The 15,474-nt window shown below is 59.2% G+C and carries 10 protein-coding genes; 3 read left to right on the plus strand and 7 right to left on the minus strand.

Translation table 11 applies throughout. The features are described 5' to 3' along the window. The first annotated feature begins 42 nt into the window (after positions 1-42). On the plus strand, positions 43-888 hold the full coding sequence (locus EN853_RS08370) for a cytochrome c (protein ID WP_245516870.1): 846 nt from the start codon (positions 43-45) through the stop codon (positions 886-888). A gap of 1 nt (position 889) precedes the next feature. Here the strand turns inward: EN853_RS08370 and EN853_RS08375 are convergent, their stop codons facing one another. The 7 genes from EN853_RS08375 to EN853_RS08405 form a co-directional block, all read right to left on the minus strand. Further along, complete coding sequence (locus tag EN853_RS08375) at positions 890-1,192, minus strand: c-type cytochrome (RefSeq protein ID WP_245516873.1); 303 nt, start codon at positions 1,190-1,192, stop codon at positions 890-892. A gap of 106 nt (positions 1,193-1,298) precedes the next feature. Next, positions 1,299-2,177, minus strand: coding sequence for a cytochrome c oxidase assembly protein (locus EN853_RS08380; protein ID WP_127859056.1), 879 nt, complete (start codon positions 2,175-2,177; stop codon positions 1,299-1,301). Beyond that, the gene (locus EN853_RS08385) at positions 2,165-2,473 is read right to left on the minus strand and encodes a hypothetical protein (protein ID WP_127859057.1); all 309 of its coding nucleotides are present in this window, start codon (positions 2,471-2,473) and stop codon (positions 2,165-2,167) included. The genes EN853_RS08380 and EN853_RS08385 overlap by 13 nt, the downstream gene beginning before the upstream one ends. Beyond that, the gene (locus EN853_RS08390; RefSeq protein WP_127859058.1) at positions 2,470-3,072 is read right to left on the minus strand and encodes a cytochrome c oxidase subunit 3; all 603 of its coding nucleotides are present in this window, start codon (positions 3,070-3,072) and stop codon (positions 2,470-2,472) included. Before EN853_RS08390 ends, EN853_RS08385 begins: the two co-directional genes overlap by 4 nt. Then, positions 3,069-4,979: a cytochrome c oxidase subunit I gene (gene ctaD, locus EN853_RS08395; RefSeq protein ID WP_127859059.1), complete on the minus strand. Its 1,911-nt coding sequence runs from the start codon at positions 4,977-4,979 to the stop codon at positions 3,069-3,071. The genes EN853_RS08390 and ctaD overlap by 4 nt, the downstream gene beginning before the upstream one ends. Further along, positions 4,976-5,938, minus strand: a complete 963-nt coding sequence (gene coxB, locus EN853_RS08400; protein ID WP_281061494.1) for a cytochrome c oxidase subunit II — start codon at positions 5,936-5,938, stop codon at positions 4,976-4,978. Before coxB ends, ctaD begins: the two co-directional genes overlap by 4 nt. A gap of 26 nt (positions 5,939-5,964) precedes the next feature. Further along, the gene (locus tag EN853_RS08405) at positions 5,965-6,525 is read right to left on the minus strand and encodes a cytochrome c (RefSeq protein WP_127859081.1); all 561 of its coding nucleotides are present in this window, start codon (positions 6,523-6,525) and stop codon (positions 5,965-5,967) included. 922 nt (positions 6,526-7,447) lie between these two features. Between EN853_RS08405 and EN853_RS08410 the strand changes: the two genes are divergently transcribed. Beyond that, positions 7,448-13,162 carry a HAMP domain-containing protein gene (locus EN853_RS08410; protein ID WP_127859082.1) on the plus strand — a complete coding sequence of 1,905 codons (5,715 nt, stop codon included), beginning with the start codon at positions 7,448-7,450 and terminating at the stop codon, positions 13,160-13,162. A 9-nt stretch (positions 13,163-13,171) separates the two neighbouring features. Beyond that, positions 13,172-15,244: a response regulator gene (locus EN853_RS08415; protein WP_127859061.1), complete on the plus strand. Its 2,073-nt coding sequence runs from the start codon at positions 13,172-13,174 to the stop codon at positions 15,242-15,244. Positions 15,245-15,474: the final 230 nt, after the last annotated feature.

Below are 15,474 nucleotides of genomic sequence, written 5' to 3' on the forward strand. Positions count from 1 at the left end.
GCTCTTCTGTGCTCAGGCGTCGCAGCCGCAGCCTTATGGTACATGACCGCGACGCAGCCCCCGTTTTCCGATGAGGATCGGCGGTTTGACGGCCCAGGCGACGTCGCTCACGGTGAACTCGTCTTCGCCGCAGGGGATTGCGCTTCCTGTCATGCGACGCCGGGGCAATCCGACCGCCTGAGGCTGGGCGGCGGTATGGCGCTCGCTTCACCATTCGGGACCTTTCGGCCTCCCAACATATCTCCCGATCCCGTCGACGGCATCGGCGCGTGGACCGTCACCGACCTGGCAAATGCGCTCATCGGCGGCGTGTCGCCAAAGCGCCAACACTACTATCCCACTTTTCCCTACACGAGCTTTACGGGCATGACAGCCGCAGACGTCAGGGATCTGCATGCCTATCTAAGGACGCTTCCTAAGGTATCGGGGCGTGCGCCGCCGCATGACCCTTGGATCTTGTTCGGCATTCGGCGGTCCGTCGGAATTTGGAAACTGCTGTATTTTCGCCAAGGGATGACTGCTGCGCATCTCGACGGAGATCCTATTCATGATCGCGGCGCTTACCTCGTTGAGACCGTCTCCCACTGCGCGGAGTGCCACTCGACCCGAAACGCTTTTGGTGCAATCAAATCGGACACGCGCTTTGCAGGTGGCATTGATCCCCAAGGCACCGGGTTCGTGCCGAATATCACCCAGGAGAAGTTGCGCGCATGGACCGAGAACGACATTGCAGAGATGCTCAAAACGGGGTTGACGCCAAATCACGGTCGAGTGGGATCCTCAATGGCCGAGGTGGTGACGAATACGGCTATGCTGCCTGACAGTGATCGCCAGGCGATCGCCCGCTACATCAAAGCCCTCCCGCCGATCGTCACGCCGCATCCGTAGCTCAGTGGGCGTAGAGATACGCTGCAAGGTCTTTGGCTTCCCGTCGCGAGATGCCAGTCGCCGGCATCGCCGTCTGCGGGGAAAAGCTTCGCGGCGAAACAATCCATGCGACGAGATTGTCGGGCCGATTTATCAGCACACCCGCTATGTACACGCGCTTTGACAATCCCTCGAGCGGGGCACCCGCTTGGCCGTCCGCTCCTGGTATTCCGGGAATGGTGTGGCAACCGGAGCAACCGTAGCGACGAAAGATTGCGGGAGCCCGATCGGGATCGCCGCCAGTTATAGTTTTGGCCACCGCCATTTGCGTGTGGTTATCGCGCGCGACGTTGGCCGCGAGAAATGCGGCCGGAGCAGCGACCAGGGCAATGCCGAGCAAAGCGGCGCGACCGAAGGGCGATGCACGCGGGTCAGGCATCTTGCGCCTCTCTTTCGCTTGAGCTGCGAATCCAGAGCGCCAACATCGTCATTGCCGCGGCCGCGTAGATCGTGCCAGCGGGCACCCACATGATCATGCCTGCCAATTGCTGGTCTTCCAGAGGCGTCAATCCCCAGGCCGTCGCGGTCTGGGTCTGCGCGACGTAAAGCACGCGTGGGGCAAGCGCCATCAACGCACCCAAAACGCTAGTGTGGATCATGGTCACGAAAAGGTACCAGGCTGAGGCGCCGTAGTCGCTTCGCCAAGCGATCGCCCACCAGAACAATATCGCGGTCACGAAGAAGCTGAGATGCTGGAGACGATGCAGGGCCGTGTCCGTCACGACCGCATCGAAGAGGATCGGCACGTGCCAGGCCCAGATGGCGACGCCGTGAATAATGGTCGCGTTTGTGGCGCTTGTACACCATTCCCATGGTCCGCGTATTAGGGACGAACACATCATCGACCCGACCACACGCCGCGCCGCTCCGGGCAGCCCCCACAGGATGACGCCCACCGGGCGTGCAAACACAATCAAGGGGGCCGAGACGGCCATCACGATCTCGTGCTCGATCATATGAAAGGTAAAAAGGTGCTCGCCTAGCCAGTGAAGCGGCGAGAACAGGGCGCCCGCCAATGTCAGCATCCCGCTACTGTACATCAAGGCGCGGATGAGCATGGTGCCGGGCCGTTTTCTTCGCCAGGCCAGCCTTACGGCGCCCACGCAATACAGCGCAGCAGGTATCGCAACAGGTAGGACGATCCAAGGGTCGAACGTCCAGGGAAGCCCAGAACCATGCGCCTCTTCTTGGTGCGCCATCGCCGGGGTGGCTATTATCAAGGAGATCAGTGTGCAGATCAGCGCTGACATGAGTCGAGCAGCATCGTGGCTGCCTCTTGCAACGACAGTGCAAAGACAAACGCCAGCGCGATCAGGAACCCCGTATCGACGACAAAACGCTTTGATTTGACCAGTCCGGTTGACGTGGCCCATGATGCAGCGACACCGGCAATCGACGCGACGAGAAGGATGCCGCACACGGCGGCGGTCCACGGAATCGTCTGGCGGCAATCGATGTAGGGTGTGATCTGACCAAGCTGGGTGCTGAGCGCCCAGGCTAGGGGCGGCACGATAAAGCCGGTGTATCGAAGCCAACTGTTCGTCATAGCCGTGGAACCCAATATAGGCAGGCATACATTGGCAACCACGTCGCCACCACGAAGTTCCAGTACATCGCGTTGTCGCTGACGTCTCCGAAGCGCCGCGGGTTGTCACCATGTCGGGAGAACATAAGGCAGGTAAGCACCAGCGTCTCGACAAGATCGGTCAGGATATGTGTCGTATGCAGGCCTAGCATGACCCACACGATCGAGCCGTAGGCGTTTTGGTCCCACATGATGTGCATTGCCGGGAATTCAAATGCACGCAGGATCAGCGGTACGATCCCAAGCAGGGACATGACGATCAGACCGATACGAACCTTCAGCAAGTTCTTGTCACGTGCCCACCGGGCGAGGAAGATGTTCGGGACAAGGCTTACCACCAGGAAAGCCGTCAACGTCGTTCCCGCGAGCAGATCGGGCGGTGCCGAACTAAGAGGCCAGCGTGGTGCTAGGCTCATGAGATAGAGATAGACGACGATCGAAAGCGCAAAGCCTGTGCCTTCAATGAGCATGAACGCGAGCGTTCCCCACCAAGACAAGCTCGCGGGGCCGAGGCCGTTCGGGGGAAGCTCAGTCAGGTCCAGGACGACGCCATCCTTCATGACTCGTCCTCCGGAACACCCTTTGGCCAGAACCAGCCGATAAGTGCGACGGCAATTGGTATCGAGCCCCAAACCACCGCCCATGGGGTGAATATCGACCAGATCAGCGTCGCGGTGGTGGCCAGTGCTGCCCATAGCGGCCAGATCGAATCCTCGGACGACGGCTCACGCGCTTCCGGAAGCGCTTGGACAACGCTGCTAACCAACAGTTCACGACGGTCGACACGCAGGCCTGACGCGACGGGAAGCGCGCCTGGGTGGTCAGTCAGCGGTTTGAGGCTGCCAACCACCGGCAGGCGGGCAAAATTGTAGGGTGGTGGCGGCGATGAGGTTGCCCATTCAAGCGTGGTGGCGCCCCACGGGTTGCCGGATGCGACGGGGCCTGACTTGGCGCTGCGTATGGCATCGATGAAAAACAGAAGGAAACCAATAGCGAGAATGATCGCGCTGAGGCTGATGAATATATTTAGACCGGACCACGGCATCTCCGGCTGGTAGGTGTAGATGCGCCGCGGCATGCCTCGCAGGCCGAGAATATGCATGGGGAAAAAGGTGAGGTTGAAGCCAGCGAAGATCAGGCCGAACACCCAGCGACCAAGCGGTTCGCTCATCATGCGGCCCGTCAGTTTGGGGAACCAGTAATAGATCGCCCCGAGCAGCGGAAAAACCGCACCGCCAACCAGGACGTAGTGAAAGTGCGCGACGACGAAGTAGGTGTCGTGAACCTGTGTGTCGAAAGGGACGGAGGCCACCATCACGCCCGTAAGGCCGCCAATGACAAAGATGACCACGAACCCGATGACAAAGAGAAACGGCGTCTTGAAGATTGGCCGCCCGGCCCACATCGTCGCCAGCCAGCAGAAGATCTGCACGCCCGCCGGCACCGCGATCGCCATGCTCGAAGCGGTGAAAAAGCTCTCTCCAAGTCGGGGTAGCCCGGCGACGAACATGTGATGAACCCACAGCCCGAAAGACAGAACGGCGGTGGCGATCAGCGCCATCACCATGCCCAGATAGCCGAAGACGGGCCGCCGCGTGAACGTCGCGACGATAGTCGAGACCATGCCCACCGCGGGCAGGAAGACGATGTAGACTTCCGGATGCCCGAAGAACCAGAACAGGTGCTGCCACAGCAGTACATCGCCGCCTTCGGCTGGATTAAAGAAGTGCGTGCCGACTAGCCGATCGAGAATAAGGGCCGTGCTTGCGACCATGATTGCCGGCATGGCCAGGATGACGAGAAAGGATGTGACCAGCATCGACCAGACGAACAATGGGATACGGTCTAGCGACATTCCTGGCGCGCGTTGTTTGAACACGGTCACCACAATCTCGACGGCGACGGCGAGCGCGGAGACCTCGGTGAAGGTGATCATCTGCGCCCAGATATCGGCTCGCTTTCCAGCCGCATATTGAGGTCCCGAGAGCGGAACATAGGCGAACCATCCGATATCTGGTCCGGTATCGAGCACGAATGCGACCCACAACAGCAGGCCACCAGCGAGATATATCCAGTAGGAGAACGCATTAAGGCGCGGGAAGGCGATGTTCCGTGTCCCCACCATCAAGGGCACGAGGTAGATGGCCATCGCCTGCATGACGGGCACGGCAAAGAGGAACATCATGTTCGTGCCGTGCATGGTAAAAATCTGGTTGTAGCGATCGGGGCCAATGAAGCGGGCCTCTGGTTGCGCCAGTTGCAGCCGCATCAACAGAGACAGCAATCCCCCCAGTGCCAGGAAGACAAACGCCGTCGTGATGTAGCGCCGACCTATGATTTTGTGATCGACCGTCGATAGAGCGCCCCACAGGCCCGGCGGTGTTGACCAGATCGATGCAAGCCGGCGGTCGAGTACAGCCGCGTTGAAGGCTGTATCATAAAGCTCGCCGACTGCTCTTCGCGTCATTTCAGGCTCTCCATATAGGCGGAGATATTCTGTAGCTCGACGCTGGTCAGCGGGACCATTGGCATGTTGTTTCCTGGTTTAAGTGTCTGCGGATCGGCAATCCAGGCCGCCAACGAACCTCGCGTGGTTTCCAGCAGCCCGGCCCCGATCGTCTGCCGGGCGCTGATATGTGTGAGGTCTGGTCCGCTCGTGCCGTTGGCGGCTGTGCCGCGGACTGTGTGGCAGGCTGCGCAGGGCTTAGCCAGAAAAGCCACTTGCCCAGCGGCCGCATCCATATCAGCCGGCACCATCGCATCCTCACGCTGTGATGCTGCCCAGCGTTCATAATCGGCCGGCGCCTCGGCGATCACCAAGATCGCCATGTGGCTGTGCTGCAAGCCGCAGAATTCCGCGCATTGGCCCCGATAGACCCCCGGCTTCTCGGCACGTAACAGCAAGCTGCTAGACCGACCCGGGATGAGATCCTGCTTTCCGGCAAGGCTTGGCACCCAGAACGAATGGATGACATCGGCGCCTTCAAGCCGGATCTGAACATCCGTCCGCACGGGAATGTGGATTTCGTTGGCCGTCTGAAAGCCGGACGTCGCACCGGAGCCGGCATAGAATACCTGCCACCACCATTGCTGTCCCCGCACTGTGATCGTGAGGGCGGCGCTCTTCGGGACACCGATGCTGCGGGTAGTGTAGAAGCTTGCGATCGTCAGACCGGCGATGATGACGACAGTCGCCGCGACGGCAGCAGATACCGCTGTTGTCAGCCGCTCCTCAGAGTTTGCATCTTCCGCTGCGGGGCGGCGGCGCCGCAGTAGCGCCAGGCCGAGCACGACCATCACTAGGATCCAGATCACCGTACAAACGACGACTATGCCGATGATCAAATGCGCGACATGAATTGCTGGGGCACCATGCGGATCAAGCGCGGACTGGTTGCCGCTGCAGCCCGACGCGACAGCAATGATCGGAAGAAGAAGGGGACTAGCAGCTCTCAAGGCGAAGGTCCCTGATCCGGGTGGACGGCTGCCGGCCCTACGTCGAAGAGGATAATCGCCGGCCCGCGATTCTCGGCCGGACGGGATTGTTTCTCATCGTTGCGACTGGGCGCCACCACCTTCGGCGTATAGGAACCGATCGTCTGGACGTAACCGGCAAGCTGCCAAATCTGCTCGATCGTCATGCGGTCGCGAAACGCTGGCATGCCGTGCGGGCGGCCATCGCGGATCGAGGCGACGATGGAAACCATCTCCGGCCCATAAAGCCACCAGCCATCGAGGAACGAAGGCCCGATCCCACCGCGACCATCACCATGGCATATTCCACAGCCGAACCAGGCATAAAGCCGCTTGCCCTGGCTTAGATTGTAAGCGTCAGCCTCATACGGCTTGCCAAGTGCGAAATAGCTCTCGGGCGGTGTTCCACTGATGCCGTTGGACATGAGGCGGACCCGGTCAAGATCAGCTGCAGCGGGCGGATCTAGTCGAAGCTCCCTCGGCTGCCGCAAATAACCAAACAGGCCACCGCCACTGGCGAGAAGCAGAAAACTTGCGATCGCCAAAGCAGACTTCGGATTAATCAAAACCCTCTCGGTCAAGCGATCCTCTGCCCCGGGGTCAACCAACTGGACTTAGGTGTGATCGGCTAGGACGGACTGGCGAAAGTTTGTATGATGGCGTCTTCGACTTCGGTCCGTGGTGCGCCAATAGAAAGAGCGGGTTGGTGTCGGCGCCACTGGAACATACTTGTCGCTGGTCGCGTCGCAGGGCAGGGGGCTGGGACAGCCACCCCTGTTCCTCCAAGTCGTGATCTGGCCGATGCTCCAGCTCGCTCAGCTTGTGTTTGTCGAAACACGCGGGGTCGGCCCACCGGGGCGTGCTTTCCCAAGCGGTCGCCTTCGCCCCGCTTTCGCAGAATTCGAGCCGATGCGGTTGCCAAGGTGTCGCCAAGGCGAAACTGACACACATGCAGCCTTCGGGCTTATTCTGGGTCGAAAGTAGGCTTGGCCCTTTCAAAGGCACGTGCTCTCTCGCGATAATGGCAGCTGCTGATTTGGTGGAGTACCAGCCACCGAGCGACCCGCCATACGGTTTGCATGCGGGCAACCACATCCTCGAGGTCATTCCTGTATCGCCTCCCGGCAATATAAAACTTGGAACCGGGCCCACGGTTCCGCGCTTCTGTTTAGATCGCCATTCGGCGACTTCATCGATTGATTTGCCCGGCCCGCATTACGCCGCCAGGCCTATATCGAGGGCCGCGCTGAAATTGCGCCGGCACCGACGTCCATCGGCGCAAGACCCGCCCTGTCAGGCGGTGGCGTTGACGTTCGGAGCTACATCGCCCCTCTTGGAACCAATTGGCTAATTCCACGTTGGAGCCTTGCGGTGGATTGTATACGTCGCCGCGAGGGGCGGAATTTCATCTGGTCATCAGTTCCTTCACAAAACCGCTGGGCTGGGAGTGGCACTGTGAGCGTGCAGGCATCAAGAGCGCAACTCGACCGTCGTCAAATTCTCAATTCCTTGAAGGCCTTCAGGCGAGGCGACTTTTCCGTTCGCATCGACAATATCTACGAGGGCATCGATTCCGATATTGCCGAGGCCTTCAATCAGATCGTCGATCTCAACGATCAGGTGACGAAGGAGTTTGAGCGACTAAGCAGGGTCGTCGGCAAGGATGGAAGGATCGGAGAGCGGGGCCATGTCCGCAACGCTACTGGCAGTTGGGAATCGAGTGTCAGGTCGGTCAACGACCTCATCGAAGACATGGTTCAGCCGACCGCCGAAGTGGCCCGCGTCATTGGCGCCGTCGCGAAAGGCGACCTGTCCCAGACGATGATGGTCGAAATCGACGGTCGCCCTCTGCGTGGCGAATTCCTGCGCATCGGCAAGATCGTCAATAAGATGGTAGGGCAGTTGGCTTCCTTTGCCTCCGAAGTCACGCGCGTCGCGCGTGAGGTCGGGACGGAAGGAAAGCTTGGCGGCCAGGCGAGGGTGAAAGGCGTGGCCGGCACCTGGAAAGATCTGACCGACAACGTCAACGCCATGGCCACCAATCTCACAGGTCAGGTGCGCAACATTGCCGAAGTGACTACCGCGGTCGCTTCCGGCGATCTGTCTAAGAAGATCACGGTCGATGTAAAGGGCGAAATCCTCGAGCTCAAGAACACCATCAACACGATGGTGGATCAGCTCAATTCGTTCGCCTCGGAAGTGACGCGCGTCGCACGCGAGGTCGGCACTGAAGGCAAACTGGGTGGCCAGGCACGAGTCGAGGGTGTCGGGGGCACCTGGAAAGACCTGACCGACAACGTCAACTCCATGGCAGAAAATCTAACCGGTCAGGTGCGTAACATCGCAGAAGTGACCACGGCAGTCGCTCTGGGGGACCTGTCGAAAAAGATCACCGTCGACGTGAAGGGCGAAATCCTCGAGCTCAAGAACACCATCAACACGATGGTCGACCAACTGAACTCCTTCGCTTCGGAGGTCACGCGAGTTGCCCGCGAAGTCGGCACCGAGGGCAAACTCGGAGGCCAGGCGCAAGTCCGCGGTGTCGCTGGCACGTGGAAGGACCTTACCGACAACGTCAATTCGATGGCGGAGAATCTGACCGGTCAAGTGCGTAACATCGCCGAGGTCACAACGGCGGTTGCTTCGGGCGACCTGTCGAAAAAGATCACTGTCGCTGTGCAGGGCGAAATCCTGGAGCTCAAAGACACCATCAATACAATGGTGGATCAGCTGAATTCATTCGCCTCGGAAGTCACGCGCGTGGCGCGCGAAGTGGGCACGGAAGGCAAGCTTGGCGGCCAGGCCGAGGTGAGGGGGGTCGGCGGCACCTGGAAAGACCTGACTGACAACGTCAACCTGATGGCCGCCAACCTGACTGGCCAGGTTCGGAACATCGCGGAGGTGACCACGGCCGTCGCCCGAGGCGATCTTTCCAAAAAGATCACCGTCGACGTCAAGGGCGAAATTCTGGAGCTCAAGGACACGGTCAACACGATGGTCGACCAGTTGAACTCCTTCGCCTCGGAAGTGACGCGTGTGGCGCGTGAAGTCGGCTCGGAAGGCAAGCTGGGTGGTCAGGCCCATGTCGAAGGTGTCGGCGGCACGTGGAAAGACTTGACTGACAACGTCAACGCGATGGCCGGTAATCTGACCGTTCAGTTGCGTGATGTGTCCAAAGTCGCAACCGCGATCGCGACCGGCGACCTGACCCAGAAAATCACCGTCGACGCATTGGGAGAAATCCTGCAGATCAAGGACGTGATCAACACGATGGTTGATCAGCTGAACTCGTTCGCCTCGGAAGTCACGCGCGTGGCGCGCGAGGTCGGTTCGGACGGCAAGCTCGGCGGTCAGGCGCAGGTTCGAGGCGTGGCCGGCACCTGGAAGGATCTGACCGATAATGTGAACGCGATGGCGGCCAACCTGACGGGCCAGGTGCGCAACATCGCAGAAGTGACGACCGCTGTGGCGCTCGGTGACCTCTCCAAGAAGATCACCGTCGATGTAAAGGGCGAAATTCTTGAGCTCAAGTCGACCATCAATACCATGGTCGATCAGCTGAATTCCTTCGCAGGCGAGGTGACACGCGTGGCGCGTGAAGTCGGCACCGAAGGAAAGCTCGGTGGTCAAGCCCAGGTGCGAGGGGTGGCCGGTACCTGGAAGGATCTCACCGACAATGTGAACTCTATGGCCGAAAACCTTACGGGCCAGGTTCGCAACATCGCCGAGGTGACGACGGCAGTCGCGCGAGGCGATCTGTCGAAGAAGATCACTGTCGACGTCAAGGGCGAAATTCTTGAGCTCAAGTCGACCATCAACACCATGGTCGACCAGCTGAACTCCTTCGCGGGCGAGGTGACACGCGTGGCACGCGAAGTCGGCACCGAAGGAAAGCTCGGAGGTCAGGCTGAAGTTCGTGGCGTTGCGGGCACCTGGAAGGATTTGACCGACAACGTCAACCTGATGGCCACAAACCTCACCAACCAGGTGCGCGGCATCGCCGATGTGGTGACTGCCGTCGCGCAAGGCAACCTCAAGCGAAAGCTGACGGTGGACGCCAAGGGCGAAATCGCCTCCCTCGCGGACACCATCAATGGCATGATCGAAACGCTCGCCACCTTTGCCGATCAGGTCACCAACGTTGCGCGCGAAGTCGGTATCGAGGGCAAGCTGGGAGGCCAAGCACGCGTGCCGGGCGCAGCCGGTCTCTGGCGTGACCTTACGGACAACGTCAATCAATTGGCGGCCAATCTGACCACTCAGGTACGTGCAATTGCCGAGGTCTCGACGGCGGTGACGAAGGGCGATCTGACGCGCTCGATCAGCGTCGAGGCTTCTGGAGAGGTCGCCGCGCTTAAGGACAACATCAACGAGATGATCCACAACCTTAAGGATCAGACGTTGAAAAACGCCGAACAGGATTGGCTGAAGACCAATCTCGCACGCTTCTCGCGAATGCTCCAAGGCGAGCGCGATCTGGCCACTGTGTCACGCCTCATCATGTCGGAACTCGCTCCGCTGGTGAACGCGCAATATGGCGTATTTTATGTGACCAACCGCGACGAGGATGAGTCCTATCTGGAGCTGGCGGCGTCCTACGGCGCCGAGAGCAAGGCAGCCATCAAGCAGCGACTTGATCTCCGGGAAGGGCTCGTGGGGCAAAGTGCTGCCGACAAGCGCGTCATCATGCTTGACAACGTCCCGCCAGATTTCCTGCGCGTGACGTCGGGGCTTGGTAGTGCCTCGCCGGCGAACATCATCATTCTGCCCGCTCTGTTTGAAGATGAGGTCAAGGCTGTGATCGAGCTTGCATCCTTCAGCGAGTTCCGGGACACGCACCGGTCGTTCCTCAACCAGTTGATGGAATCCGTCGGCATTGTTCTCAACACCATCGCTGCCACGATGCGCACGGAGGGCCTGCTCAAGCAGTCGCAATTGCTGACATCCGAATTGCAGGCACGCCAAACCGAGCTCACCAAAAAGCAGGAAGAACTGCACGCCACGAATGAGGAGCTTCAGGAAAAGGCTCAACTCCTGGAGAACGAAAAGAAACAGGTTGAAAATAAAAATCTAGAAATCGAAATGGCACGCAGGGCGCTGGAGGAGAAGGCTGAACAACTGGCCCTTACCTCAAAGTACAAATCCGAATTCCTCGCCAATATGAGCCATGAGCTCAGAACGCCGCTCAATTCATTGCTCATCCTTTCGAACCTTCTTGCTACCAACCAGCAAGGTAATCTCAACGACAAACAGGTTGAGTTTGCGCGAACTATTAATTCGGCCGGGACCGATCTTCTTAGCCTCATCAACGACATCCTTGATTTGTCGAAGATCGAGTCCGGCACTGTCTCGATCGACATCAACGATATGCCTGTTGCGCATCTGCGCCAGCATATGGAGCGGACTTTCCGCCAGCTAGCAGCGGACAAAGGACTTGGCTTTACAATCAATGTCGATCCCGCTCTTCCAGAGGCCGTACGGACGGACGAGAAGCGTCTGCAGCAAATCGTCCTCAACCTCTTGTCGAACGCCTTCAAGTTTACGTCCGAAGGTCAGGTCAGCCTAAACTTCCGTGTCGAGAAGACCGGCCGTCGCAATAGCGCCAAGCAGCCGATCAAAGCGCTGGCCATTGCCGTGACAGACACCGGGATCGGCATCCCGGAAGACAAGCAGAAGCTGATCTTCGAGGCGTTTCAGCAGGCCGACGGCACAACCAGCCGCAAATACGGGGGCACCGGTCTTGGCCTTTCGATAAGCCGCGAGATCGCCCGTCTGCTTGGCGGCGAGTTGAGGGTTGAAAGCGTGCCGGGGAAGGGATCGACATTTACGCTCATCATTCCCATGGATGGTCCAAGCGTTGGCGCGACGACCCAACCAGAACTGCTTCCAGCCACTGAGGCCGTTGCCACGACGGCAGCGCCCCCCGGTTTGCCGTCGCCGGAATTGCTTGACGATCGCGATGCCATAACGGCCGAGGACCGGGTCGTTTTGATTGTCGAGGACGACCCGACCTTTGGCGGTCTGCTGCTGGGCCTGGCGCGATCTGCTGGCCTGAAGGGGGTGTTGTCGACCGCAGGCTCGGGAACCTTGGCCTTGGCCCGTAAATTGGTTCCAGACGCGATCACGCTGGACCTCGGGCTTGCTGACATCGATGGATGGGTGTTGTTCGACTTGCTGCGCCACGATCCGAAGACCACAGGTATTCCAATACATGTGATTTCTGGCGCGGAAGACCTCGAAGATTTGTCTCGCAAAGGCGCGGCGAGCATCTCTACCAAGCCCGTGTCGTCCGATGCGCTGACGAAGGTGTTTCGGGAAATTCATTCGCGGAAGCTTCGCGTCCAGCGACGGGTCCTCGTCGCCGACTCCGATTCCGAGCGGCGCCTTTCCTTGGTCGAAACTATCCGGGACGGAGTCACCTCGGTCACTGCGATAGGTCGCGCGTCTGCCGCGGACGATATTGAGCTCGCTTCATTTGATGCAATTGTCCTCGGCCTCGGAAGGTCTGCTAAGGACAATGCGCAGGCGCTCGACGAACTTGCCGACCAGTTTCCCGATGGTCTGCCCCCACTTCTTTTCTTCGCCCCCCACTCGGAAGCGATTGAACAGGTGCTAGCGCTCAATCCGGCTTGGAACGATGTCCCGCGGGCCGAGAATTTTGCTCAATTGGCCTTGCATATATCTGCGACCCTTCCTGGAGGATTACGCGAGGACAACGGAGCAAGGGATGGGCGCCCGGACGACAAATCCAGTCTCGCGGGCGCAAAAGTCCTGATTGTCGATGACGATATTCGAAACATCTATTCCCTGACCAGCGTCCTGGAAACCTACGATATCGAAGTCCTCCACGCCGAACGCGGTCGCGATGGCATTGCTTTGCTGGAGGACAACCCCGACGTCGACGCAGCCTTGATCGACATCATGATGCCAGAAATGGACGGCTATGAGACGATGAGAAGGATTCGCAACACGCCCGTCATCGCTCACATCCCGCTGATTTCGGTGACGGCCAAGGCAATGAAAGGTGATCGGCAGAAGTGCTTGGAAGCCGGTGCTTCCGACTACATTGCCAAGCCTGTCGATCTCGACCTGTTGCTGGCACTCCTGCGGGTCTGGATCGGTCGCTGCCGGGCCCGGATCGAGACATCCCAAAGTCTGCTCGTGTCAGTAAACTGAGGGGCGCCGATGCAAAAGCCGTCGCGGGTTCGTCCGAAAAAATTGGAGATCGTGCAGTTGGCGGACACCCCGGCAAAGGCACGGATCCTCGCGGTCGATGATGACGAACGGAATCTCGTGGCCATCGATGAAGTTCTCACTCCAATTGCGGAAGTGGTTACGGTGCAATCCGGCGAGGAGGCGCTGCGTTGCCTTCTGAAGGAGGATTTCGCTGTTATCTTGCTGGATGTGTTGATGCCCGGTCTCGACGGGTACGAGACAGCCGCTTTGATCCGGCAGCGCGAACAGTCCAAACGAACGCCTCTCATTTTCCTCACGGCCATCAATAAGGAAGAAGCCCATATGCTGCGCGGCTACGACGCCGGAGCGGTGGACTATGTGTTCAAGCCTTTCGATCCGGTCATGCTGCGATCCAAAGTGGCGGTATTTGTCGAGCTTCACGAAAAGACGCTTGAGATTCAGCGCAAGGCTATTGCTGAGCAGGCGTTGTTGGCGAAGGCGTTGCAGGCCGAAAAACAAAAGCTGGAGGCCGAGCGGTCGCTGCGTACTGCCGAAGAGCGGCAGGAAGCCATTCTTGCATCCTTGCCCGTGTGTTTTCATGCGCGGGCCGCAGAGCCGCCCTTTGCAGCCCGCTTTGTGACTAGTGGCATTGAACGATTGACGGGATTTCCTCCGGAGCGACTGACATCCGACCCGCGGTTCGGCCTGAGCCGGGTGCATCCGGAGGACCGGCCTAAAGTTAGGGAAGCGTTGCTGGCGGCAAAGATAACAGGCTCGTATACATGCGAATTCCGTTGGCAGTGCGCCGATGGCAAGTATCGCATCTTTCTCGACCAGGGCATCATGTCAAAAGGTGCCGACGGACGCAGACCTGAAATCCTGGGTACGCTGCTTGACGTGACCGAGCGGCGCGAACTTGAAGACCAACTTCTTCAATCACAACGCCTCGACGCCGTCGGAAAACTGACGGGCGGGCTGGCTCATGATTTCAACAATCTGCTGGCCGCGGTTCTGAGCGGATTGGGATTGCTGGAGCGGCACGTTACGCTCGACGAGCAGGCAAGAAGGGTGGTTGAACTTACCCGCCATTCTGCGAAGCAAGGTGCCGAACTTGTCACGCGGATGCTCGCCTTTTCGCGTCGTCAAAATCTGAAGCCGGCTTCAGTGCGTTTGGCGGCGCTCGAAGATACAATGAACGGCTTGGTGGCGCCGGTGTTGGGCGGCTTGATCCGCTTTGAATGGTTGGTCGACAACTCGGTTTGGCGCGCACGCGTGGACGTCGGCCAATTGGAGCTGGCGTTGATGAATCTGGTTTTCAATGCTCGCGACGCAATGCCTTCCGGTGGGACAATTGCCGTGCGCGCACAAAATCGGACGATTGAGATAGCGTCCGAAGATCTGGTGCCCGGGGATTATGTGGTCATCATCGTCAAGGATACCGGTGCGGGCATTCCGCAGAACATTCTCAGTAAAGTCATCGAGCCTTTCTTCACCACCAAGCCAGTTGGCAAAGGCACAGGCCTGGGTCTCAGTACCGTGTACGGTTTTATGAAGCAGTCGGGTGGGGCTCTACGCATAGACAGTGTCGTTGGGCGCGGAACCTCGATGGAGCTGTGGCTGCCGCGCTCGGCGGAGGAGTTGGCAGGTAGCCCAGCTGAGACAGATGCAGAGCACGCTCAGGTCGAAGCTGCAGGAGGGATGCTCCCGTCGCTTCTATTGATCGACGATAGCAGTGGGTTGCGGCAGCTGACTGCGGAATCGCTTCGGCAACGCGGCTTCGCGGTAACCTGTGCATCAGGGGGCGCCGAAGCGCTCGCAATGATCGAACGGACGCCGCATGACTTCGACGTAATAGTCACCGATTTTGCAATGCCGCTCGTGTCGGGAGTCGAGGTAATCCGCTTCGCACGCAACCTGCGCTCCGATTGGCCGGCGGTGATGATAACCGGCTATGCCGACGGTGATGCAATTGCAAACCGACCGCCAGACGTACCGTTGGTCAACAAGCCATTCCGGGAGAAGGACCTCATCGAGAGCATCCTTCGTGTCAATAGCAATGGAGCCTCTCGGGCAATAGGGTGACAAGCGGGCTCAATTGCGGTGGCGTTGGACGTCCGTCGGCGTAAGACCCGCTCTGTCAAGCCTCGGCGTTGAGGATGGAAGTAGGTTGCTGATGGTGTCGAGTGTCGTCGGAACTTAGGCCTATGCGGCCACAGGATCCATTTGGATGAGTGTTGACTAGATCCTCATCGCCGCGCAGTACGCGTTTCTCATATCGGCCCGACCTCCTATATGCTTAGCGCAAAAGCATG

Origin of the sequence: Mesorhizobium sp. M1C.F.Ca.ET.210.01.1.1, assembly GCF_004791585.1 — a bacterium.
Lineage (GTDB): Bacteria > Pseudomonadota > Alphaproteobacteria > Rhizobiales > Rhizobiaceae > Mesorhizobium.